Genomic DNA, 21,723 nt, shown 5'->3' with positions numbered 1-21,723 from the left:
CGGCCGCCGCCGGCTGCTTGTCAGATGAAGTGGACACGCTCACAAGGATCTCCGATCCCCGCCCTCAGGTCACCACCCCACAGTCACACGGGGTGTCTCACACGATCTTGACCGAGAGGGATCAGCCCGAGATCCGCGAATGGCGCCGCCGGGCTGTCCGACTGCTCCAATCGCGCACTCACCCACCGCAGGTCGGCGGCGACCGCCTCGGCGTCACGGCCGGCCGCCCGCAGATGCTCGATCAGGTGCTCCCACAAATACCGAGCCGATTCGGGCAGCCGCCACCACTGCACGCGGTCGTCGTCTTCCGCATCACCGCCGCGGGACCGAAGCTGAAACTTGGACGCAACCGCATCCAGCAGCATGCCGTGAAGTTCAGCCGCCCGCGCGCCACCGATCTCGTCGTGGAGATAGTCGCGGACAACGTCGTGCAGGCCGATCGTGCCGCCGTCCTTGGAAGCAGTCAGGGTCAACAGAGCTAGGTCGTCAAGGCGAGCGCACAGCCGGGTGGCGGTCATCTCGTCCAGTCCCGCCGTGGCCTCCCACAGCATGGTCACCAAAGAGGCTGGGACCACCTCGTCCTCGGCAAAGATCGACAACTCGGCCAGCCGAGCGCGTTCGCCCTCGGCCAGCAGGCCGGCGCTCGCTTCGATGGTGGCCGCGACCGCCTTGGCCCGATGCCCTGGATCGCTGACATTCAGGTGCCCGAGGTCGGTGCCGGTCAGCCGATCGACGCGGAGAGTCCCCTCCCGGTGCAGACGGTCGGCCAGCTCTACCGCGATCTCGGTGATGTCGGTGTGCGATCGCGCCTGGTCGATGAGGACCTTGTTGATCAAGCGTAGCAACAGCGGCCATCGCCCCGTCTCGGCGAGCAGGACGTCCACCACCGTCGGCGGAAGCTCCGGCAGGCCGGCGACCAGCACCATGCGAGCCTGCCCGGGCGACATCTGATCCACCTTGACCGAGACTCTGTGCCCGGCCACCAGACTCGGGATACGGGTGGTCACCAGGCGTGCGCAGCGCCCTGCCATCGGAAACGCGTCGAGCTGCTCCTCGAACCAAACGTCGTCAAGCACCACCAGCCGTGGCGGCCCCGCGTCCAGCACCGCGGCCAGGTGTTTGGCGGATTCCCGCACATCCGCGGAGGGCTGGCTGCTGGCCGGATCAATGTGCCACAGCAGGTCGTTGATCTTTTCGACCAAGCCCGCCCGGCGCACGTCACGGCCGAGAGTCACCCAATACACCCGGCCGCCGAATCTGCGTAATACCCGCTGGTCTGCGCAGATGATGCGGGCCAGCGTCGTCTTGCCGAACCCGCCGGCGCCATGAACCGCGGTGCTCAAACCGACGGTCGACCTGCCCCGGCGCAAGGCCGCCACGACCTGGTCCACCTCGACTGGCCGGTCGACCACCCAGGATTCAGGCCGCTGCACCGCCGGTGACAGCCTGCGCGCGTACCGCCGCCGGGCAATCCATCCCCACCTGCTGTCGCCGACAAGCTGCACGACATTGTGCTGGACGTTGTTCGGACCACCGATCTGAACACCCTGCGCGCCCGAACCAACATGGACGAGCGGTGAGTCGAGCGGTTCCCCCACGTCCGACAAGACCTGACCTCGCCTCCGTCCGACACCGATGCGCATTGCGGTGAATCCCGTGCACTTGAATACACCCGGTCCGGCTCCTGGACCAGACCCCATTCGGGGCGAATGGCCCGCCGCTTCTGCGGCTTGAGACTTTCTGTCCAGGTTGGCACCAGAACCTCTAAGGGGTGGAGTAGATGTCCTCGCGGAGATTGTCCCGGCGCCGGACGCGGTTGCCGCGCCTCAGGTGCGCCCGCTTCAGCCCGACGTCGAGCCGCTGCCGCCACGGGTAGCCAGCGGTGAGCTCGGCCAGCTCACTCTCGATCCCAGTCGATCACCTCGTCCAGTTCCGCTAGCTCAAGGTGCTGAGCTGCGGGGGCCGTCAGCAGCATCAGCCCCGAGACCGAGGGGCCGCCGGCAGAACTTGGCCACCCCGGCGAACGTCATCGTCGAGGAGGCCGAGGACCTTCTGCCCTTGGCCGTTGCCGTCGACGCTGCCCGCACCCACGCATCAGACGATCTCATCCGGCAGTGGCGCCGCGACATCGAGGAGCACGGGCACTTGGTCGCCGCGCCACCGCCTTATTCGAGGTAGGCGTCTGTGCCGTAGCCGCAATAGACGACAACAGGGAAGCCGCCCGGGTGAGCGGCTTCCCTACTGGTCAGGACAATGCAATAGTCGTAGATAGGCTGGCGGCCGGTTGGCCATCGGTATGTGTCGATCTCCGGACACATATTATTCACACCGTCGATCGCCGAGGTTACGACTTCGGCGATCACTGTTTGCGTTCCGGGGCGGTAGGTAAGTTGGAGTCCGAGCCGGGAGTAGATCTCTGCTTTGTCGCTCGGGTCGGCTTGGCGCAGGAGTTTCAGCAGTCCGCCGAGTCCTTGAACAATCTCCGAGATCTGCTCTTCGGACATACGTTCGTTCGCGGTCGGCTTGACGGTCAGCAGCGCCTGGGTCGCGGTCCGGATGACCGTGGTTTCGGTGATCCATCCGACGATAACTTTGAGGTCGGCGCCGCCGCCTGGGTCGCCGCCCAGCCAGCGATGACGAGCGGACGCTGCTGAGCATGGTGCGCACCCCGGACCGGCAGAAGTTGTGGACCAGTACCGCACTGTCGATGGTGGGGTCACCACCACGGTGGCCCCATCAGGCTGTCAGCCACTCGCGCAATTCCCGCCGGGCCTGATGCAGCCGGGACTTCACCGTCCCCTCCGGAACGTGGTGCAGAGCGGCGATCTCTCCGCAGCTGAGCCCCACCACGTCCCGCAACGCCAGCGCCTCGGCCAGTTCCGGCCGCAGCTGCTTCAGGGCCTTGAGCAGGTCCATCCGGGTCGTCGCGACTACGCTGGTCCGCCGCAGGTCCGCGACGTCGGCGAGCCCGTCGTCGCGGTCGGTGTGAGCGTCCGCCCGGTTCCGGCGGTACGCCGAGCGAGCCCGGTTGGTGGCGAGCCGGAACATCCAGGTCCGGAAGGCGCTGCGGCCCTCGAAGTGGGGCAGACCCCGGGCTACGGCTAGCAGGGTGTCCTGGCATGCCTCCTCGGCGTCCTCGCGATTGCGCAGCAGGCGGCTGCACACGCGGAGGACCTCCGGGCGGACCGTCACGAGGAGCACGTTGAGCGCCGCCAGATCGCCGGCGGACGCGATCCGGGCGAGGCTTTCCACATCGTGACCGGGCATAGCGCGTCCTTTCCGCGCTGAGTATGCATCCGCGCGAGGCCACCGAAGGTACTTCGCCAGTGCCACGTTCCGTAGCGGTGCAGGAACGGTCGGGTAGGCGACAGTGGTGAACCACGGCGGCGCAGCGGTGGACGAACTAGGTAGTCAACCGTCCACCAAGATCGGAGTTCCACATGCGTTCAGCAGCACCACAGACCCGCGGCCGTGCCACCACCGCTGCCCATCTCACCCTCGCCGTAGCGCTGTCCGGGGCGCTGGTCGCCACCGGAACGCCGCCCGCCCGGGCTGGCGCCACGGCCGACCGTCCGGCGCTCGTCTCGGCCGACAAGTCCCCGCCGCAGGTGCGGGAGGTCAAGTTCTCCCGTGCCTCCGTCGCGGTCCGCGGCCTCGCTGTCGTGCCCGTACGGGTGTCCATGCGGATCACCGACCCGTCGGGGGTCCGGGACAACCCGCATGACATGAACCCGTCCCCACAGCTCGTGCTCGGGCCGGTCCCGGGCCATCAGTCGAAGCTGCGGCCGGTGCTGACCCGGACCTCCGGGACCGCCACGGACGGCACCTGGAGCGCCACCGTCCACGTGCCGTCCACCTGGAACGGAACGGTCCGGATCGTCTCGGTAGGCGCGATGGACAAGGCAGGCAACGAGCTGTCCACCGCGCTCTCCGGCGCGCGATCGCCGAAACTGCGGGTCCGGGGCACCCACCGGCCCGCACTGACGTTCCAGTACTCGATGCTGGCCGGGGGCGGCTTCCGGATCCACGGCCGGGCCTCCTTCACCGACACCGGCCGGCCCCTCTCCCACCAGAAGCTGGCCACCGCGCTCGACAGCGGCTGCGACTTGGACGGCGGCGCGAGCAACAACATCGTCACCGACGCCCGCGGAAACTATGAGAAGCGGTTCCGCGCCGGCGGCGCGGGGGACGCGGGTTGTGTCGCGCTGATCGGGGCGGCCGCGCGCAACCAGCGACCGGCGATCCTCGCCTACCGCATCGCGTCCGCGCCGGCGTACTCCGTCCCCGCGGCGGCGATGCTGCAGGCCGCGGACCTGAGCGGGACCGCCACCACGACGGTCACCGACAACTACTGGGCGGCGCTGCGGCCGCCGCAGCCGTGCGGGCCGTACGCGTCGGCCAAGCTGCGCCGCGCGGACCGGGCCGTCCAGGCCACGATCGGCGTGAACGACCGCCCGACGGTCATCGTGAACAACGTGGCCACCTATGCCTCCGACGGGGCCCAGCGGTATCTGCGTGAGATGCGCCGGGCCGTAGCCACCTGTGGCTATGGCTGGTCCGTGCGCGCCCGTGGCGTGGCCGGCGACGAGTCCGTGCTGCTGCGTCACCGGGAGTACATCGACTACGCCCAGACGAACAAGGACACCTACATCGTGGTCGCCCGGACCGGGCGCGCCGTAGTGGTCGTGGCCGACACCGGCTGGGAGACCACGGACGGGCACGAGGCCCTGGTCCGCAGCCTGAGCGTGGCGGCAGTGCGACGCGCCGCCGTGGTGAGCGGGCGGTAGTGCTCAGGGCGCCGCCATCCGTGACGCCTGGACTATCGCGCAATGAGGTCCGTCCCTGGCGGACGGGCCGGTACTTCCGATGAACGTGGCCGCGGCGGTCATCCCTGTCGCGGTCACTGTCGCGTCCGGCCCGTCCGCGACGACCCGGCTGCGCCGACGCGGGCGCCGGGATGCCAGTCAAGCGCCGCCGGGGGCCGGGGCGGGGGTCGGACCCGGCTCGTACGGCCTAGCCTAGAGGTACGCCGCCCGGGGTTCTCGCGCGATCCCGCAACTACGCCGGGCGACTTCTGTTCCGCCACCGGCGTCAACGTGTTCGGCTGCGGCGCAACCTTGGGTCGCTTTGGCTCGGGAAACGTCTGCTCCGGTCCTACCGCGGGTACACCCTTGGGCACCGGCGGCGGGGTCTTCGGCGCCGCTCCGCCCCTCGCGGCGGTCGCCGTCGCCGCGGCCTTGTGTCCACGGCCCGCGGCCGTCGAACAGTTGCCGCACGACCGGATCACCGGCCCGCACGGCCGTAGCGGGATCGAGACCGTCACCGCAGGTGCCACACGCGGGCGGGTAGTGATCGACCTGCTCATCCGGGACCGGCACCTGCGACAACGCCGTCCCCGTACCGCCCGGCTGCTTACCCGGCTTGCGGCCGCTACGGCCCCGCATCGATGCCGGCGGCGGTTTGCCCAGCCCGTCCGACGACGGTGGTTTGCTGGAGTTCGTCGAGTTCAATCCCAGCTTGCGCCGCAACTCGGCGTTCTCCGCCCGCAGGACCGCGTTCTCCCGCCGCAACTCGGTGTTCTCCGCGACCAGCCGGGCGTTGTCAGCCTCCAGCACACCGACCCGTGCAGACAACTCGTCCAGCCGCGCCGTCAGCCCGACAACCAGGACAGCGAGTTCGTCATACGACGGACTCTCACCACCCTGACCAGGAACCACGCCAAGATCATCCCATAGTGGACGCCATGCTCAGAAACAGAGGTCGACACCACAAGTCACGTGACCTGAACAGTCACGGTAGATGTAAGCTGCGGTGGCCGCGGCTCCGCCATCGGGGCCACGCTGATGTAGACGTGGCGCCCGCAGGAGCTCGGCCTCTGTGACATTCTGCCGCTGTGACGGGAAATCCTGCAGGGCCAGGTATGACGCCGGAGCCGCTTGTCGATCGCCTGCGGGAGGCGGCCGACCGCGCAGCGGCCCGCGCCGCCGCGTACGACGTCGCCCGCCTCGCGGTCGACGATGCGGTCGCGGTCAGTCCCGGTTCGGCGGACCTGGTGGTGGCCGCGGTCCGTCGGCTGATCGAGGACGGTACGCCCTGGCGTGCCGATTCCCTCGCGGTGCTGATCTACGTGCTGGACCATGCCCACGTGTACCGCAACCTGCGGGCGAAAGCTCGTACGTATCGCGGGGAGTGGGACTTCGGCATCGCCGCCGAGCGGGCCGTCGAACGCGCCCTGGACGGGTTCGACGGGGTGGTCCGGGACATGCTCGACGACTCGGATCCGGAAACCCGATCGCTGGCTGCCCTGATGTTGACTCGCATTTCCGGTGAGCCGGAATCCGACCGGGAACTGCTGCGGATGCTGGCCGACGCCGAGTCGGACGATCGTGCCCGCGCCTGCCTGGCCGAGGCGGTGCGGGACGGCCCGCGGACGTGGCGCTGGCCGGCTGAGGAGATGTGACGAGCGAGTACTACCAGCGGGCCATGCTGGTCCCACTGCTACCGACCGTCGCATGCACGACGCGTACTGGGGGCATCGGACCACCTCGCGTCTCGGCCGAGCCATAGCAAGGCCTTCGGCCGCGGGTGTGGCCGACCCTCCGCAGTCGAGCCGCAGCTGGGCGGTCGCCGGCTATTCGAGTACGTCTTCGTGGTGCTGAGCAGTCGTGGGCTCCCTTACGGAGGGAGTGACGGCGTGAAGCGTCTCAGCCGATCAGCAGAACGAGCTTCCCCCGCCATTTGCCCTCCTCGCTGACGCGGTGGGCTTCGGCGATCTCGGCGAGCGGGAAGGCCCGCACTGCCGGGGGCTCGAAGCGCCCGGACTCGATCAGCTCGCCGATTTCGGCTAGTGCGTGGAGCGCGCGACCAGAGTCGCCCCGGCTGAATCTCACCGCGTACTTCTGCGCGCCCGCGAAGTCCGCGACCGTCAGGACGTGTTCCGCGCCGCCGGCGAGTCCGATGAGTTCGGGCAGGATTCCGCTGCCGGCGACGTCGAGCGCGAGGTCGACGCCCTTGGGGGCGAGCGCGCGTACCGACCGGGTGAGGCCCTCGCCGTACGTCACGGGCTCGGCTCCCAACGAGCGCACGTAGTCGTGATTGGCCGCGCCTGCGGTGCCGATCACGCGTGCACCACGCGCTACGGCGAACTGAACCGCCGCACTGCCGACGCTGCCCGACGCACCGTTGATCAGCAGCGTGCTTCCGCGGGCGACGCCGAGCTGGTCCAGCGCCCGCACGGCCGTCTCAATGGTGGCCGGCAGCGCAGCGGCGGCCGGGAAGTCGAGCGACGGCGGGATAGGCGCATAGACCGACAGCACCGCCAGTTCGGCCTGAGCCGCCGCCTCGGCGCAGACGCCGAACACAGGATCGCCGACGGTCACGTCGGTGACGCCGTCGCCGAGCTCGTCGACGATCCCGGCCGCCTCATAACCCAGGGTCTGCGGAAGCTCCTGATCCATCAGGCCCTTGCGGTTCTTCCAGTCACTCGGGTTGACCCCGGCGGCGCGCACCGCGATCCGGACCTGCCCAGGCCCCGGATGCGGCTCCGGAAGGTTCACGATCTCCAGAACCTCCGGACCGCCGAACCGGCTGAAACGCGCTGCCCTCATCATGTGCTCCACTTTCGACCGCGGGTTCGCTACTTGGCTGAAACGGAGGTCGGCGACCAGCTCGATTCCGGGGATCGCCGTCGGAGGATCCCGATCGCAAGCACCGCGAGCGCGGCGGCGCCCGTGACGGCGACCAGGCGCTCGAACAGGCCGGAGTAGCCGGCGCCCTGCGTCAGCACGCTGGCCACCGCAAAAGCGGTGATGAGGACTGCCGTCCAGCGCGTCGGGCGCGCCCAGCCCGCCCAGCCCGGAGTGCGGCGCATCGCGGCGGCCAGGAAGAACGCGGCGATCACGAGCAGCAGGACACCGATCGAGCTGATGACGTTGTCAAGCTGCCCGCCCACGTTGGACAGCTGTTGCGTGGCGGTGCATCCCGGGTCGGCCATCCGGCAGGCCAGCCTCTCGACCGGAGAGAGCAGGTCACCGAGCCCGACGATGGACAGGGCGAGCAGGACCGAACCTGTCGCCGCCCGCCGGCCACCCGTACGCAGCTCCGGCCACACCGAACGCAACGCGAAGCCGATCGTGGCCGCGCCGCACAAACTCAGGACCACCACCAGGAACCCGGCATGCGGCGCGGTGACCGCGTACATGTCGCTGATGGTGTGGGCGACGGCGCTGTAGCGCGGCCCCTGCCAGAAGACCGGGGCGAGGCAGCTCGCCACGAAGACCACCTGGGCGACCAGACCGAGCCACGCCCATCGCCGTACACCTGCGCGGCTCCCGGACGAAGCCGCCGTCAGGTCGGCAGCTGCTCTTTCGAGGTCTTGGGCCGATGAGGTCATCGTGATGCTCCTTCGAGGTTGTTGATGCCGAGGGAGAAGTCGAAGTTCCCGACTCCGTGACGGGCCAAGCCCATCGTCAACACGCCCACTCCCGCCAGCCAGTGAGCCATACTCAGGTCGCCGGTGTCGCGGACGCAGCCCGAGGCTCTCGATGAACGCTGACACGTTCGCCTTGGCCCGCGCATCGTCGCCGGACAGGAACACGTCCACCGGCCCGCCTTCGGCCAGGACGTGGCGGAAAAGGGTGTTGAACGCCTTCACGACATGGGCGCTCGCCGGCGCAGCCTCGGCCACCCTCTGCGCGACGGACGTGTCCTGCGGGACAGCCAGCCCGGTGTGACCTCGTGCCCGGCACCGACGAGCTCGGGGACGACGTACGAACCGGAATGGCCGGTTCCGCCAGTGACGAAAACGCGCATGCAACTGTCCTTTGTCAGATCAGGTGGAGATCTGTCCTTCTCGTGCCGTAGATCGGCCGGCGCAATAGGGGCGCGATGCTGCTCGTGCTTTCTGGAGCTGAATAGGCTCAATTCGCGATGTGCCATTCTGGTTCCGGCCCGGCCGGCAAGTCCGATGCCGAATTCCTTAAACCGATTCCCTCCGGCTCCATCAGGTACGCATTAAGCGTGCCGTTGTCCGCAGTCGGTGTCCAAGACCCTTTTCAGCGTTTGCGATACCCTGAAGGCATCGCCGGACCGGGAGGCTCCATGGATCTGGACCTACGCAAGTTGCGCTACTTCGTCGCCGTCGCCGACAAGTTGCACTTCGGCCGGGCCGCCGATGAGCTGCACATCGCCCAGCCGGCGCTCAGCCGGCAGATCCGCGCCCTGGAACACGACCTCGGCACTGCGCTGCTGACGAGGGACAGCCACGGCGTGATGCTGACCGATGCCGGCCGGCAGTTACTGACGGACGCCGGCCCGCTGCTGGCCTCCGCGCACGCGGTCCGCCGCCGGGTGACCGTGGCCGCGCACGGCGGCGGGCGGCTGACGGTCGGTTTCCGGGCAGGCGTCGCGGTCACCCCGGCAGTACGGCAATTTGCCACTCGACATCCCAACGTGATCGTGGACGTGCAGCGCATCGAATGGGACGACCAGGCCACGATGCTGCTCGACGGCAGCATCGACGTCGGCTATGTGCGCCTGCCCATCGACGAGACCGGCCTGCGCGTCACCCCGCTGTACACCGAACCTCGTGTGGCCGTGCTGCCGGCCGGCCACCGGTTCGCCGGCAAGGAGCAGATCACCGAGGCCGACCTGGCCGGCGAGCCTCTGGTCTGGCAGATGGACGCGAGCACGCAGCCCACGAGGCGCCCGCACCCCAACGCCGGCTACCTGGTACGCGGGGTGGACGAGACACTCGAGCATGTCGCGGCCGGCCGAGGCATCTCGTTCCTGGCCCGTTCGGCAACCGTGTTCTACTCACATCCCCAAGTCAGCTATGTCCCCATCCCCGACCTGGCACCCGACCAGGTGTGCCTCGCGGTGGCGGCATCACGCACCTCACCGATGGTCGACGACTTCCTCGCCGCGGCTCAGGCGACAACCGAGATCACCGCCGAATGCGCCAACTATGAGATGTGGCAGCCGGGAGAAAACGCCGTGTAGAAGCACGGTTGAACAGCTCTGGCGCTGCTCGGCCGGGAAGCCACGGCGGCCGGCGACAGGACCGCCGGCGCCGCGGGCAGGGCCCAGAGGATTCGTCGTCTCATGGGCGTCCATCCTGCTCAGCCTGACCAATGTGGTCGCCCACGCCGGGCGTACCCAGATCACCGTACGCCTGGCCGCCACCGCCGATCAGGTGGAACTCGACGTCGTCAATCCCCTGGTCCCGCGGCGCCGCCTCGCCCGGCACGGCGGCGGCCAAGGCCTGCCCGGCATGCGGGAACGGGTGCAACTGCTCCGCGGCGAGATGAGCGCCGCCGCGGAGGGCGGGCACTGGCGGGTCCGGGTCCGGCTGCCGCTGCACCCGGACCGACGAGCGTCACCGTGCTGCTCGCCGACGACGAGCACCTCGTCCGCGGCGGTTTGCGGGCGCTCATCCAGGCCGAGCCCGAACTGAGCGTGGTCGGCGAGGCGGGCACCGGCGCGCAGGCGGTCGCCCAGGCCCGGCAGCTGCGGCCCGACGTGGTGCTGATGGACGTACGGATGCCGGAGGGCACCGGGATCGAAGCAACCGCGGAGATCCTGGCCACGGTGCCGGACCCGCCCAGGATTCTGGTCGTCACGACGTTCGAGAACGACGAGTACGTCTATGCGGCCCTACGCGAGGGCGCCAGCGGCTTCCTGCTCAAGCGCGCCTGGCCGGCCGAGATCCGGCACGCGATCCGGCTCATCGCCCAGGGAACCACTCTGCTGTACCCGACGGCGATCCGGGACCTGGTCCGGTGATCTGCAGAATTCGCAAGGGTTCGTCGGCGGCGAGAACGAACGTGTGCGGCAGCCGCGAGGGCAGCAGGACGAAGTCCCCGGGGCCAGCCGTGAGCACTTCGCCGTCGCATCGGAACTGGGCGGCGCCGGACAGGGCGTAGAACATTTCGTCCTCTTCGAGGTGCCGGTTCAGGGGCGGCGCGGTCGCGCGGCCCACCGTCTTCGCCGCCTTCGGCTCCAAGCCACCCCGACGTGTTGCCGACAGAGTGTTGATATGATGGCGACATGATGTCGACAAGATGTGAGGGTGGCCGCTGATGTTCCTGGCGTGGAGGGAGCTGCGGTTCGCCCGAGTGCGGTTTGCTCTGGCACGGCCGTTTCAAGATCATGAGCGTGGCGTGAGTGGTGGATCGCAGTCTGGCCACAGTGGCGTGTCGCGAGGTGAGGTGGGGACGAAGCTCCGGTAGGACGAGGTCTTCTCACGGATCTTGTCGTACGGAGCTTCGTCGTGGTGCAGTGTGTCATGCCCGACGCCGATGTGGCGTCGGTTGCTGGCGTTCCGGTCGCTCAAGCGTGTGCTGACCTGCTCGAACTGCTGGCTGGGGTGTCGGACGGCCGTTCGTCGCAGGGCCGGGATCACCCGGCGGCGGTGGTCCTGGCGCTGGTCGCGGCGGCGACGGTGGCAGGGATGACGGGGTACACCGCCATGGCGGGCTGGGTGGCCGACGTGCCGAAGGCCGCGTTGACCGACCTGTATCTGCGGGCCGGTGCGCTGCCGGTGGGCCGGCCGTCACGCTCGACGCTGTGGCGGGTGTGTACGGCCGCCGATACGCAGGCCCTGGACACCGCGATCGGAGCGTGGACAGCGGCTCGCCGGTCGGATCCCGGGCCGGCTACCGGCGCGACGGGCATCGACGATGAGGTGCCGCAGCCGGCGGACCTGCTGCGGCTGGACGGCAAGAGCCTGCGCGGGGCCGTCGATGCCGACGGCGGCCAGGTGCAACTGCTGGCCGCGCTGGCCGGTAGCGCCGAGCCCGGCGCGGTGGCGGTGGTGATCGGCCAGGCTGAGGTGACCGGGGCCAAGACCAACGAGCCGGCCTGCGCCCGTGACCTGCTCAAAACCCTGGACATCGCGGGGAGCACGGTCACCGCGGACGCGTTGCACACGGTCAAGGCCACCGCCGAGCTCATCCATTCCCGTGGCGGGCAGTTCGTGTTCCCGGTCAAGGAGAACCGGCGGGCGTTGTTCGACGCCCTCGACGCGTTGCCCTGGCAACACACCCCGATCGCCGACAGCCGCACCGAAGTCGGCCACGGGCGAATCACCCGGCGCACGATCCGGGTCCTGCCCGCCCCGCCCGAGCTGCCGTTCCCGCACGTCAACCAGGTCTGGCTGATCGAACGCTACGTCACCGACAACGCCGGCGCGCACCTGTCCGCAGCCGCCCAACTCGGCGTCGCCAGCCACACCCGCCAGCAGGCAAACCCCACCCAGATCGCCACGTTCAACCAGGGCCACTGGGCCGTGGAATCGCTGCACTGGATCCGCGACACGTGCTACCGCGAAGACCACTCCCGCGTCCGCACCCGGTCCGGACCCCGAGTCCTGGCCTCGCTGCGCAATCTGGCCGTCAACGCGCTACGCCTGGCCGGACGCCGCGACATAACCGAAGCCACACGATGGGCCAGCCGGAACATGACCAGGCCCTTCACCATTCTCGGACTCACGTCATGATCTTGAAACGACCGTGTTTGCTCTGGTGGCCGCGGTGATAGCGCTGATCGCGGTGCTCATGGTGATGTTGTCGGGGTTGTCGGTGGGTCTGGTCCGCGACGGCGTGTCGGGGCTGCAGAACTTGCCGGTGACCTCTTTCGCGTTCGCCCGCGGCGCGCAGACCGACTCGGCGTTCTCACGAAGCGTCGTGGACACGACGGCGGTGGATGCGTGGCGGAAGCAGCCGGGTGTCGCTGACGCTGCCCCGTTCGGCAACATGCTCGTCAACGCCCGCTCGGACAAGGGCGCCCAGGTCGACCTGGCGCTGTTCGGCGTCGAGCCGGACTCGTTCCTGTCCCCGCGGTCGATGGCGGGCAGCGGCTCGGTGCCGCGGATGGGATCGTGGTGAGTCCCACCGCGCTGGATGCGGGTCTGCACCTCGGTGATGTGGTCACGGTGGCGAGGCTGGGCACGAAGCTGCGGGTGGTGGGGGTTACCCGGCAGCAGGACACGTTCGGGCATGTGGACGTCGCTTATGTTCCGCTGCCGCTGTGGCAGGCGATCAAGTCCGACACGGCCCCGGGCACGGCGTTGCCCGCGCACGCCGCGCAGGAGATCACCGCAGTTGCCGTCCGTGCCGGCTCGGGAAAGTCGGTGAACCTGGCCGCCGGTGACGCCGCGGCGGGCACCAAGAGCCTCACTCTGTCGCAGTCCTACGGGGCCTCACCCGGCTACACGGCCGAGACGACGACCTTGCAGCTGATCCAAGGCTTCCTGTACGCGATCTCGGCTCTCGTGGCGGGCGCGTTCTTCGCCGTGTGGGCGATCCAGCGCAAGCAGGAAGTGGCAGTCTTGCGGGCATTGGGCGCTTCGACCCGATGGGTGCTGCGCGATGCGCTGATGCAAGCGTTCGTCCTGCTGGCCGGTGCCGTCATCGTCGGGGTGGGCATCGGGTTGGCCATCGGTGCCTGGGTCGCCGGCAGTGGCGCTCCCTTCGCCCTGAGCGCGCCGAGCATCGGTGCCGCCGCGGCCGGGCTGATCGTGCTCGGCCTGGTCGGGGCGGCCGCTGCCGTCATCCGCTTGACGTCCGTCGACCCCGCGACCGCTCTGGGAGGAAACCGATGAGCAGCGACACGACTGCCTCACCCGCCGGCTCCGTCGACCGCGGCCAGGCCCATCGACCGGGGCTGGAGCTGCGAGCGGTGTTTCTGCGGCATGGCAATGCCGCCGAGACGGTGCAGGCTCTGGATGATGTCCATCTGACCGTCGCGCCGGGTGAGCTGGCCGCGATCGTCGGCCCCTCCGGTGCGGGCAAGTCCAGCCTGCTCGCGGTCGCCGGGGGTCTGGCCCGGCCCGACCAGGGCACGGTCACGGTGGCCGGGCAAGACATGACGGTCGCCAGCCGCCGGGTACGTACCGATCTGCGGCGGCGGCATGTGGGGTTCGTGTTCCAGTCGGGCAACCTGCTGCCCGCGTTGACCGCCGTCGACCAGCTGCGCCTGGTGCAGCGCCTCGGACCCCGCGCCGAGCGCGCCAGCCGCGACCCCTTCGAACTGCTGGCCGACGTCGGCATGGCCGACAAGGTCAACCGCCGCCCGGACCAGCTCTCCGGCGGCGAGCGGCAACGCGTCGGGATCGCCCGAGCGCTGGTGACCGAACCCGACGTCCTGCTGGTCGACGAGCCTACCGCCGCGTTGGACCGGGCTCGCAGCCACGACATCGTGCAGCTGCTGGCTCGCGAAGCCGCGCGCCGTTCGGTCGCGGTGGTCATGGTCACCCACGACCATGACGTACTGCAATACTGTTACACCGTTTACGAGATGGTCGACGGCAGGCTCACCGCCGCCAAGTGAACATGACAGCAGGGCGCGGCCACGAACCAGCCGCCGTGCGTCGCCGGAAGGACGGAACCCGCCGTGCCCAAGATTCAAGCCTCGACCGTCGCCGAGCACCGGGCTGCACAGCGCGCCGCGCTACTGGAGGCCGCCCGCGCCCTGCTGTCACAACATCCCGACCAGATCCCCAGCCTCGCCGACGTCGCCCAGCACGCCGGACTCGCCCGCTCCAGCGCCTACTCCTACTTCAAGTCCCGCACCGACATGTTCGACGCCCTGGTCACCGACACGTTCCCCCGCTGGGCCGCCTACGTCGGCAAACACATGGACGCCGCCGCCACGCCCGGCCAGAAGATCCTCACCTACGTCGAGGCCAACCTGCAGCTGGTCGCCCGCGGCGACCACGCACTGGTCCGGGCCCTTTCCGGCATCGGCAGCAGCGAAGCCCTCGCCACCTCCAGCCGGCACCTGCACGACAGCCTCCAGGTCCCGCTGCAGGCCGCACTCGCCGAACACGGAGCAGCCCACCCCGACCGCATGGCCGAACTGATCCAGTCGATCGTCTACACCCTCAGCCGCATGATCGAAAACGGGATGTCACTTCGCGCGGCCACCGTCCTCGCACGGGAACTGCTCGCCCCTTACGTGGAAAAGGTCACCAACTGACCCACGCTGTTGCCGACACCATGTCGGTAAGATGGTCAGGTGAGCATCTCTCAAGCCGGTCCGGATCCGCACACAACGCCCGGCTCCACCGAGTCGAGGCCGCCGGCGCCCACCGAGCACATCGACAAGCGCGGCTGGCTCGCGTTGACCTGCATCGCCCTCGGCGTGTCAATCGTGATCATGGACGCCACGATCGTCAACGTCGCGCTCCCCGTCGTCATCAAAGACCTCGGACTCAGCGCCGCCGACGCACAATGGACCAACGCCGCCTATTCGCTTGTCTTCGCCGCCCTGCTGCTGACCCTCGGCCGCCTCGGCGATCTGCGCGGCCGACGACGCCTGTTCCTCTCCGGAATGATCCTGTTCATGGCTGCCTCGGCGGTCGCCGGAGCCAGCAGCACCGCACCCATGCTCATCGGATCCCGTCTCGCCCAGGGGGTCGGCGCCGCCATGATCGTGCCCAGCACCCTGTCCACCCTCAACGCCATGTTCTCCGGCCGCGCCCGCACCATCGCGTTCGCCGTCTGGGGATCCGCCATCGGTGGCATGGCCGCCATCGGCCCCCTCATCGGCGGCTGGCTGGCCACCGACGCCTCCTGGCGATGGGCGTTCTGGCTCAACATTCCGATCGGACTGCTCATCGTCACCGGCATCATCCGCGCCGTCCCCGAAACCCGCGACACGGCGACCACACCAGGCGGCGACCCTGTCGGTGTGGCCCTGTCAGCCCTCGGGATGGGCGCCATCGTCTTCGCCCTCATCGAAGGCCAATGGTTCGGGTGGTGGCGGCAGGACAACGGCTCGGCCTCACCAGTAGGTCCGGCGCTGACCGCCGGCATCGTGCTCATCGTCGCTTTCATCGTCTACGAACGCCGCCGCGCAGCTGTCGGCCACCCCGCACTCATCGACCTACGCCTGTTCACCTTGCGCAGCTTCCGCTCCGGTGTCGTCGCCGCGATGATCGTGGCCGTCGGCGAGTTCGGCCTGCTGTTCACCCTGCCGCTGCTGCTGCAAGGCAGCCTCGGCTACACCGCGCTGAGCACCGGCGCCATCATCGTCGCCCTCGCCCTGGGCACCTTCCTCATCTCCGGCATGCTGCCGCAGCTCTCGAAGCACCTGTCGCGCCGAGCCATCGTCCAGACCGGACTCGCCCTCGAAGCCCTCGCCGTCGCCGCCCTCGCCCTGACCGTCTCCACCACGATCCCCACCTGGCTGATCTGCGCCCTGCTGTTCGTCTACGGCACCGGCGTCGGCATGGCCACCGCCCAGCTGACCGCCCTGCTGCTATCAGACGTCCCACCCCAGCAAAGCGGCCAAGCCTCCGGCATCCAGAGCACCATCCGCCAACTCGGCTCCGCCCTCGGCGTCGCCGCCCTCGGCGGACTACTCATCAACCAGCTCACCAACGCCACCCATCACAACCTGGCTGCCCTGCACCTACCCGAAACCACCACCAACGCGCTCACCACCGCCGTCAGCCAGAGCGCCGGAACCGCCATCGCAGGGCTACAAGCCGCACCCAACGGCAGCGACATCGCCCAAGCCGCAACCAACGCCATGATCACCGCCAGTCAGACCACCCTCTGGGTCGCAGCCGCCACGCTCGCCGTCGGGCTACTCCTCACAGTCGGTCTTCCCAGAACACCCACAACGTGAGGCTGAGCTGCCACGGATTTTCCGGACAGACGAACCAAGTAGAATTGGTTCGTCTGAAGACGAAGTCTATTGCCGCGTCCGAAAAGAACGTTCTCGCCTGAATTCCGAGAAGAGGCCGTGGGATCATCGCTGAGCGACACGTTCGAGTTCATCGACGTGGAATACGCAACCTCTCTGCAGAACGAAACACCGGACAAGCCGTCGATGGTGCAGATGTGCACGTGGCTGAAAGTGTCCAGATCCGGATATTACGACGCCGCAACGACCGCGGTGGGCGGCACGCCGTCGAGAACGTGATCGGCGCCGCCCGCGCCTTCTACACCCGCGCGATCGACGCTGCCCTGGATACCAGGATCCGTGTTCCGATCGCCGTATGGAGGTCATTCCGTTGCGTCCCGGCCACGCCGGCCAGGTCGGGCGCGGACGTGTCGGCCATCGTGCGCTCGGACGGGAGGATCAAGACGGCGATCCCTCGATGATGCCTTGACCAAGATCCAATATACCGAGGCCATCTACAAATGCAGGCCACCCCGTTTCCCGGTCGATGTCACTTCCGCGGCCCGGCCGGTGTCTCCATGGCATGACGACGTACCAACCCGTCGGCGCAACGACCGACGCAGGAGCAGACACGGGGCACACGACCCGCATCCCCCCGGCCAAGATCAGCGGCGTCAAGGGAGTGCTGATCCGGCGGATGATCGAGAAGAAGCTGGGCAGGGTGCCGACAGCCGTGGGCATCTTCTGGCACAACCCCAAGGTGCTCTTCGCCAGCTTCGGCCTCGGCGGCAAGGTGCAGAAATGGAACGCCTGTGACGAGAGCCTGAAGTCATTCGCCCACATGGCGGTCGCGTCGCTGGTCGGCTGCACGTGGTGCCTGGACTTCAACTACTTCGAGGCCCGCAACAAAGGGCTCGACATAGAGAAGGCGCGCGAGATCCCACGGTGGCGGGAGGTGAACGTTTTTACTGCGCTGGAGCGGGACGTCCTGGAGTACGCCGAGGCGATGAGCCAGACACCGCCGACCGTGACCGACGAACTGGTGGACCGGCTGCATGCCGAGCTGGGATCTGCCGCCATGGTCGAGCTCACCTCGGTGATCGCATTCGCCAACATGAGCACGCGCGGCAACGTAGCGCTCGGCATCGAGTCCGACGGCTTCGCTGCTGCCTGCGGACTGAAGCCGCTGGCCGAGCGACCGGGAGTAGCGTCCACGTCATGACCGAGGGCCCATTCCTCGCCCACCGCAGCCTCCTGTTCACCGTCGCCTACGAGATGCTCGGCTCGGTCGCCGACGCCGAGGATGTGGTGCAGGAAACCTGGCTGCGCTGGGCAGCCTTGGGCGACGCCGAGCGCGGCGAGGTCCGGGACCCCCGGGCGTACCTCGTGCGAATCGTGACCCGGCTCTGCCTCAACCGGCTGCGCACGCTCGCGCGGCAGCGCGAGGAGTACGTGGGCGAGTGGCTGCCCGAGCCCGTGCTGACCAGCCCGGACGTCGCCGAGGACGTGGAGCTGGCCGAGAGCGTGTCGATCGCCATGCTGGCCGTGCTCGAGACGCTGCTGCCGACGGAGCGCGCGGTCTTCGTACTCCGCGAGGTCTTCGACGTGCCATACGACGAGATCGCCGAGGCGCTGGACAAGTCATCCGCGGCGGTGCGCCAAATCGCGACGCGGGCCCGTAAGCACGTGGCGGCGCGCCGGCCGCGGATGTCGGTGAGCCGCACGGAGCAGAAGCAGGTGGTCGAGCGGTTCCTCGCCGCGCTGACCACCGGCGACTTGCCCGGACTGCTCGAGGTGCTGGCTCCCGACGTGCTCGTCGTAGGCGACGGCGGCGGCCTGGCCCCGACAATCCCGAAGCCGGTCCGCGGGGCCGCGAAGCTCGCCCCCGTGATGGCTCGCTTCGCCGAGGTCGCGCCCGGCACCAGGGCTTTCATTCTCGACCTCAACGGTGGCATCGCGGCGCGCATCGACCCCGGCGGCGAGAACGACACGGCCGTGTCGTTCGTCGTTGAAGGCGGCCGGATCACCCAGATCTACGCGATCCGCAACCCGCACAAACTCGAGCGGCTGGGCCGGGTGGCCGAGCTACGACGGTGAGTCGAAGCGGTGATGCCATCGGCCGATAGAACGAGGCGTCAGCATGTGCCCTATCCGATGACCACCACCGGGGCGCGGGTCGTGTACGCCGCCTGGTCGCTGGTAGCGATCGTGGTCGCCGTGATTGCCGTCACCCGTCGCGACCCTTTGAGCACGAGAGCGTCACATTCCGGGGTGCTACGTCGTCTTGTGTTCAAGCGGGAGGCGAGCGGGGAGGGGCGTGGCATGCGCGCGATCGAGAGGACGGCCAAGGGCGTCGATGAGCGCTACCGGGCCGCCACGCCGTTGCGGGGACTGCTGAACAAGGTCTTCCCCGACCACTGGTCGTTCCTGCTCGGCGAGATCGCGCTGTTCTCGTTCATCGTGCTGTTGCTCAGCGGGGTCTTCCTCACGCTCTTCTTCGACCCGTCGATGCGCGAGATCACGTACGACGGTCCGTACGCTGCCCTGCGCGGGACGTCGATGTCGGCGGCGTACGAGTCGTCTTTGCGGCTTTCGTTCGAGGTGCGCGGCGGGCTGTTCATCCGGCAGATGCACCACTGGGCGGCGCTGCTGTTCCTGGCCGCCATCGTGGTGCATATGCTGCGCATCTTCTTCACCGGCGCGTTCCGCAAGCCGCGCGAGGCGAACTGGGTGATCGGCCTGCTGCTGTTCTGGCTGGCGTTCCTGGCCGGGTTCACCGGGTACTCGATGATCGACGACGGGCTCTCCGGCGCCGGGCTGAGGATCGCACAGGCCATCGTGCTGTCCGTTCCGGTGGCCGGCAGCTGGCTGTCGGCGGCGCTCTTCGGCGGCGACTTCCCCGGCCATCTCATCGTCGGGCGGCTCTACATCGTGCACGTGCTGCTGCTGCCGGCCGCGCTGTTCGCGCTCATCACCGTGCACGTCGCCCTCGTGTTCGTGCAGAAGCACACCCAGTGGCCCGGTCCCGGGCGCACCGAGAACAACGTGGTCGGCGAGCGGTTCGTGCCCCGGTACGCGCTCAAGCAGGGCGGCTTCTTCATGGCCGTCTTCGCGGTCGTCTCGCTGACGGCCGGCCTGTTCCAGATCAACCCGGTGTGGCTGTACGGCCCGTACCGCGCCTCCGAGGTGTCGGCCGGCAGCCAGCCCGACTGGTACGTGATGTTCCTGGACGGCGCGATCCGGCTGATGCCGAGCTGGCAGATCTACCTCGGCAACTACAGCATCCCGCCGATCTTCTGGCCGGCCGTGGTGTTGCCCGGCATCCTCACCGTGGCACCGATGGCGTACCCGTGGATCGAGGCGCGGCGCCATCGCGACCGGAGAAGGCACAACCTCCTCGACCGGCCGCGGGACAACCCCGCCCGTACGGGACTTGGGGTAATGGCTTTGTCGTTCTTCCTCATCTGCTTGATCTCGGGTGGCAACGACATCATCGCCGACAAGTTCCACATCAGCCTGAATGCGATGACCTGGGCGGGCCGGATCGGGTTGCTGGTGGTGTCGCCACTCGCCTACTACGTGACCCGCCGGATCTGCCTGGGGCTGCAGCAGCACGACCGGGAGGTGCTGGCGCACGGCATCGAAACCGGCATCATCCGCCGGCTCCCGGACGGCGGCTTCGTCGAGGTGCACCAGCCGCTCCCACCGGCCGAGTACGCGGGCTGGGTCGTACCCAAGAAGATGAACCGGCTCGGCGCACTGGCCCCGGCGGTCAAAGGCTTCTTCGTGCCGGTGGAGAGAAAGCCGGAGCGGAAGCCACAACCGGAGAAGGAGCTCACCAGTCGATGAGCGGCCGCGGCGGCTTGGCCTGCACTCGCGACGTCCCTGACGGTTTCGACGAGGACGTCTTCACCGCGGCACGTCCGATCCCGGGCCGCTGAGCACCGGCCAGCCGTCCTCGCCGCCGGGGCACGACAAAACAACCAACAAGCACGCGTACGCCAGTGGTCGCCCACTCGCCCTGATCGCCCGCTCGCCGTGGTCGTGGTGCGCGGGCGGCACGGCCGGCGTGTTCTCGGCCGGACGAGCCGGTGGGCGGGCGTCTAGAGTGGACGCGTGCTAGGAGTCGTCGCGGCCGCGCTCGGCGGTCCTGAGGTGTTGCAAGTGACCGAGCTGCCCGAGCCTGAGGCGGGTCGCGGGCAGGTAGTGGTGCGGATCCGCGCGGTCTGTGTGCACCCGGCTGACGTGGCCGCCACCACCGGGGAAATCCCTCTTGGGCCGGATGTTCCGCCGTTCTCACCCGGGTGGGATATCGCCGGCGAGGTGGCCTCGGTCGGTCCCGACACGGCCGATCTCGGGGTGGGTGACCGTGTCGTCGGGATGATTCCGTGGTACACGACTCGGGGCGTACCCGGCGGTTATGCCGAGTTCGTGGCCGCCGACGTGGACTGGTTGGTGCGGTTGCCGGACGGGCTCGAGTTCGTGTCCGCCGCCACAGTGCCGCTCAACGCCCAGACCGCACACCAGGGGCTGTCACTCGTGTCACGGGCCATGCTTCCGGCCGGCAGCAGCATTCTGGTCACCGGCGCCAGCGGCGGTGTCGGCGGCTTCGCCACGCAGCTTGCCGCTCAGGGCGGCTACCGCGTCCTGGCGCAGGCCAGCCACGGGGACGAACAATGGGTGCACAGTCTCGGTGCGCACGAGGTAGTTTCCCGTTCCGCCGACCTGGCCAGGATAGGGCCCGTGGCGGCGGTGTTCGACGCGGTCCCCCTCGGTGAGGCGGCGGCCGCCGCCGTCGAGGACAGGGGGATCCTGGTGGCGACCCGGCCCACGCCGCCCATCGTTCCGGCACGGGGTATACGCCAGGAACTGCAACTCATCCGGCTCGACCGCAAGTTGTTGGCCGACCTGGTGGAGCAGGTGGCGGCGGGACGTCTGCGCACGCGGGTCGCGGCCACGATGCCGTTGACCGAAGCAGCCGACGCGCACCGGCGGGTACTGGCGGGTGGCCTGCGCGGAAAGCTCGTGCTGACGGTCGGCTGACGGAGAGCGTGGCGGCGACGAGCCTGCCGCGGTGGCGGTCATCGGCTCGCG

23 protein-coding genes are annotated in these 21,723 nt (G+C 68.9%); 16 read left to right on the top strand and 7 right to left on the bottom strand.

The window, feature by feature from the left end:
• Positions 1 to 83: 83 nt before the first annotated feature.
• The 3 genes from ACFQS1_RS37740 to ACFQS1_RS37730 all read right to left on the bottom strand — a co-directional run bounded on the left by ACFQS1_RS37740 (position 84) and on the right by ACFQS1_RS37730 (position 3,267).
• Positions 84 to 1,598 (bottom strand): NB-ARC domain-containing protein, encoded by a 1,515-nt coding sequence (locus ACFQS1_RS37740; protein WP_378977337.1) that lies wholly within the window; start codon positions 1,596 to 1,598, stop codon positions 84 to 86.
• A 567-nt stretch (positions 1,599 to 2,165) separates the two neighbouring features.
• On the bottom strand, positions 2,166 to 2,726 hold the full coding sequence (locus ACFQS1_RS37735) for a hypothetical protein (RefSeq protein WP_378977332.1): 561 nt from the start codon (positions 2,724 to 2,726) through the stop codon (positions 2,166 to 2,168).
• A gap of 10 nt (positions 2,727 to 2,736) precedes the next feature.
• On the bottom strand, positions 2,737 to 3,267 hold the full coding sequence (locus ACFQS1_RS37730; RefSeq protein ID WP_378977330.1) for an RNA polymerase sigma factor: 531 nt from the start codon (positions 3,265 to 3,267) through the stop codon (positions 2,737 to 2,739).
• Positions 3,268 to 3,440: 173 nt separating this feature from the next.
• Between ACFQS1_RS37730 and ACFQS1_RS37725 the strand changes: the two genes are divergently transcribed.
• Positions 3,441 to 4,787 carry a hypothetical protein gene (locus tag ACFQS1_RS37725; protein WP_378977328.1) on the top strand — a complete coding sequence of 449 codons (1,347 nt, stop codon included), beginning with the start codon at positions 3,441 to 3,443 and terminating at the stop codon, positions 4,785 to 4,787.
• Positions 4,788 to 5,018: 231 nt separating this feature from the next.
• Here ACFQS1_RS37725 and ACFQS1_RS37720 read toward each other — a convergent pair whose 3' ends face one another.
• Entirely contained in the window at positions 5,019 to 5,717 is a 699-nt protein-coding gene (locus ACFQS1_RS37720) for a DUF6444 domain-containing protein (protein WP_378977326.1), read from the bottom strand.
• Positions 5,718 to 5,920: 203 nt separating this feature from the next.
• Here ACFQS1_RS37720 and ACFQS1_RS37715 point away from each other — a divergent pair, with 203 nt between their 5' ends.
• A complete protein-coding gene (locus ACFQS1_RS37715; RefSeq protein ID WP_378977324.1) occupies positions 5,921 to 6,460 on the top strand; it encodes a hypothetical protein in 540 nt (179 codons plus the stop codon).
• A 244-nt stretch (positions 6,461 to 6,704) separates the two neighbouring features.
• On the opposite strand, the gene ACFQS1_RS37710 is transcribed toward ACFQS1_RS37715, so the two are convergent.
• Both ACFQS1_RS37710 and ACFQS1_RS37705 read right to left on the bottom strand, forming a co-directional pair.
• Positions 6,705 to 7,607, bottom strand: a complete 903-nt coding sequence (locus ACFQS1_RS37710) for an NADP-dependent oxidoreductase (protein WP_378977335.1) — start codon at positions 7,605 to 7,607, stop codon at positions 6,705 to 6,707.
• Positions 7,608 to 7,636: 29 nt separating this feature from the next.
• Positions 7,637 to 8,392, bottom strand: a complete 756-nt coding sequence (locus ACFQS1_RS37705) for a DUF998 domain-containing protein (RefSeq protein ID WP_378977322.1) — start codon at positions 8,390 to 8,392, stop codon at positions 7,637 to 7,639.
• A 713-nt stretch (positions 8,393 to 9,105) separates the two neighbouring features.
• On the opposite strand from ACFQS1_RS37705, the gene ACFQS1_RS37700 reads away from it, so the two are divergent.
• From ACFQS1_RS37700 to ACFQS1_RS37690, 3 genes are all read left to right on the top strand, one after another.
• The gene (locus tag ACFQS1_RS37700; protein ID WP_465263236.1) at positions 9,106 to 9,999 is read left to right on the top strand and encodes a LysR family transcriptional regulator; all 894 of its coding nucleotides are present in this window, start codon (positions 9,106 to 9,108) and stop codon (positions 9,997 to 9,999) included.
• 133 nt (positions 10,000 to 10,132) lie between these two features.
• On the top strand, positions 10,133 to 10,453 hold the full coding sequence (locus ACFQS1_RS37695) for an ATP-binding protein (protein ID WP_378977318.1): 321 nt from the start codon (positions 10,133 to 10,135) through the stop codon (positions 10,451 to 10,453).
• Positions 10,381 to 10,782 (top strand): response regulator, encoded by a 402-nt coding sequence (locus tag ACFQS1_RS37690; protein ID WP_378977316.1) that lies wholly within the window; start codon positions 10,381 to 10,383, stop codon positions 10,780 to 10,782. Before ACFQS1_RS37695 ends, ACFQS1_RS37690 begins: the two co-directional genes overlap by 73 nt.
• On the opposite strand, the gene ACFQS1_RS37685 is transcribed toward ACFQS1_RS37690, so the two are convergent.
• A complete protein-coding gene (locus ACFQS1_RS37685) occupies positions 10,724 to 10,978 on the bottom strand; it encodes a cupin domain-containing protein (protein ID WP_378977334.1) in 255 nt (84 codons plus the stop codon). The genes ACFQS1_RS37690 and ACFQS1_RS37685 overlap by 59 nt on opposite strands.
• Positions 10,979 to 11,284: 306 nt before the next feature.
• Between ACFQS1_RS37685 and ACFQS1_RS37680 the strand changes: the two genes are divergently transcribed.
• The 11 genes from ACFQS1_RS37680 to ACFQS1_RS37630 all read left to right on the top strand — a co-directional run bounded on the left by ACFQS1_RS37680 (position 11,285) and on the right by ACFQS1_RS37630 (position 21,672).
• A complete protein-coding gene (locus ACFQS1_RS37680) occupies positions 11,285 to 12,496 on the top strand; it encodes an ISAs1 family transposase (RefSeq protein ID WP_378977314.1) in 1,212 nt (403 codons plus the stop codon).
• A 13-nt stretch (positions 12,497 to 12,509) separates the two neighbouring features.
• Complete coding sequence (locus ACFQS1_RS37675) at positions 12,510 to 12,884, top strand: hypothetical protein (protein ID WP_378977312.1); 375 nt, start codon at positions 12,510 to 12,512, stop codon at positions 12,882 to 12,884.
• Positions 12,878 to 13,600: an ABC transporter permease gene (locus ACFQS1_RS37670; RefSeq protein WP_378977310.1), complete on the top strand. Its 723-nt coding sequence runs from the start codon at positions 12,878 to 12,880 to the stop codon at positions 13,598 to 13,600. Before ACFQS1_RS37675 ends, ACFQS1_RS37670 begins: the two co-directional genes overlap by 7 nt.
• Positions 13,597 to 14,328, top strand: a complete 732-nt coding sequence (locus ACFQS1_RS37665; RefSeq protein WP_378977308.1) for an ABC transporter ATP-binding protein — start codon at positions 13,597 to 13,599, stop codon at positions 14,326 to 14,328. The genes ACFQS1_RS37670 and ACFQS1_RS37665 overlap by 4 nt, the downstream gene beginning before the upstream one ends.
• A 63-nt stretch (positions 14,329 to 14,391) precedes the next feature.
• Positions 14,392 to 14,976 (top strand): TetR/AcrR family transcriptional regulator, encoded by a 585-nt coding sequence (locus tag ACFQS1_RS37660; protein WP_378977306.1) that lies wholly within the window; start codon positions 14,392 to 14,394, stop codon positions 14,974 to 14,976.
• Between the two features lie 39 nt (positions 14,977 to 15,015).
• On the top strand, positions 15,016 to 16,632 hold the full coding sequence (locus tag ACFQS1_RS37655) for a DHA2 family efflux MFS transporter permease subunit (RefSeq protein ID WP_378977304.1): 1,617 nt from the start codon (positions 15,016 to 15,018) through the stop codon (positions 16,630 to 16,632).
• 117 nt (positions 16,633 to 16,749) lie between these two features.
• Positions 16,750 to 16,929, top strand: coding sequence for a hypothetical protein (locus ACFQS1_RS37650; protein WP_378977302.1), 180 nt, complete (start codon positions 16,750 to 16,752; stop codon positions 16,927 to 16,929).
• Positions 16,930 to 17,212: 283 nt separating this feature from the next.
• On the top strand, positions 17,213 to 17,851 hold the full coding sequence (locus ACFQS1_RS37645) for a carboxymuconolactone decarboxylase family protein (RefSeq protein WP_378977300.1): 639 nt from the start codon (positions 17,213 to 17,215) through the stop codon (positions 17,849 to 17,851).
• Positions 17,848 to 18,726, top strand: coding sequence for an RNA polymerase sigma-70 factor (locus ACFQS1_RS37640; RefSeq protein WP_378977298.1), 879 nt, complete (start codon positions 17,848 to 17,850; stop codon positions 18,724 to 18,726). The genes ACFQS1_RS37645 and ACFQS1_RS37640 overlap by 4 nt, the downstream gene beginning before the upstream one ends.
• 225 nt (positions 18,727 to 18,951) lie before the next feature.
• Positions 18,952 to 20,478, top strand: a complete 1,527-nt coding sequence (gene qcrB, locus ACFQS1_RS37635; RefSeq protein ID WP_378977296.1) for a cytochrome bc1 complex cytochrome b subunit — start codon at positions 18,952 to 18,954, stop codon at positions 20,476 to 20,478.
• A 315-nt stretch (positions 20,479 to 20,793) separates the two neighbouring features.
• Positions 20,794 to 21,672 carry an NADP-dependent oxidoreductase gene (locus ACFQS1_RS37630; RefSeq protein ID WP_378977294.1) on the top strand — a complete coding sequence of 293 codons (879 nt, stop codon included), beginning with the start codon at positions 20,794 to 20,796 and terminating at the stop codon, positions 21,670 to 21,672.
• Positions 21,673 to 21,723: the final 51 nt, after the last annotated feature.

The sequence above is a fragment of the Paractinoplanes rhizophilus genome (genome assembly GCF_042664765.1).
In the GTDB taxonomy this organism is placed as follows: Bacteria; Actinomycetota; Actinomycetes; order Mycobacteriales; family Micromonosporaceae; genus Actinoplanes; species Actinoplanes rhizophilus.
Note: the sequence above shows the minus strand (reverse complement) of the source record. Positions and strands in the feature narration are given on the sequence as shown.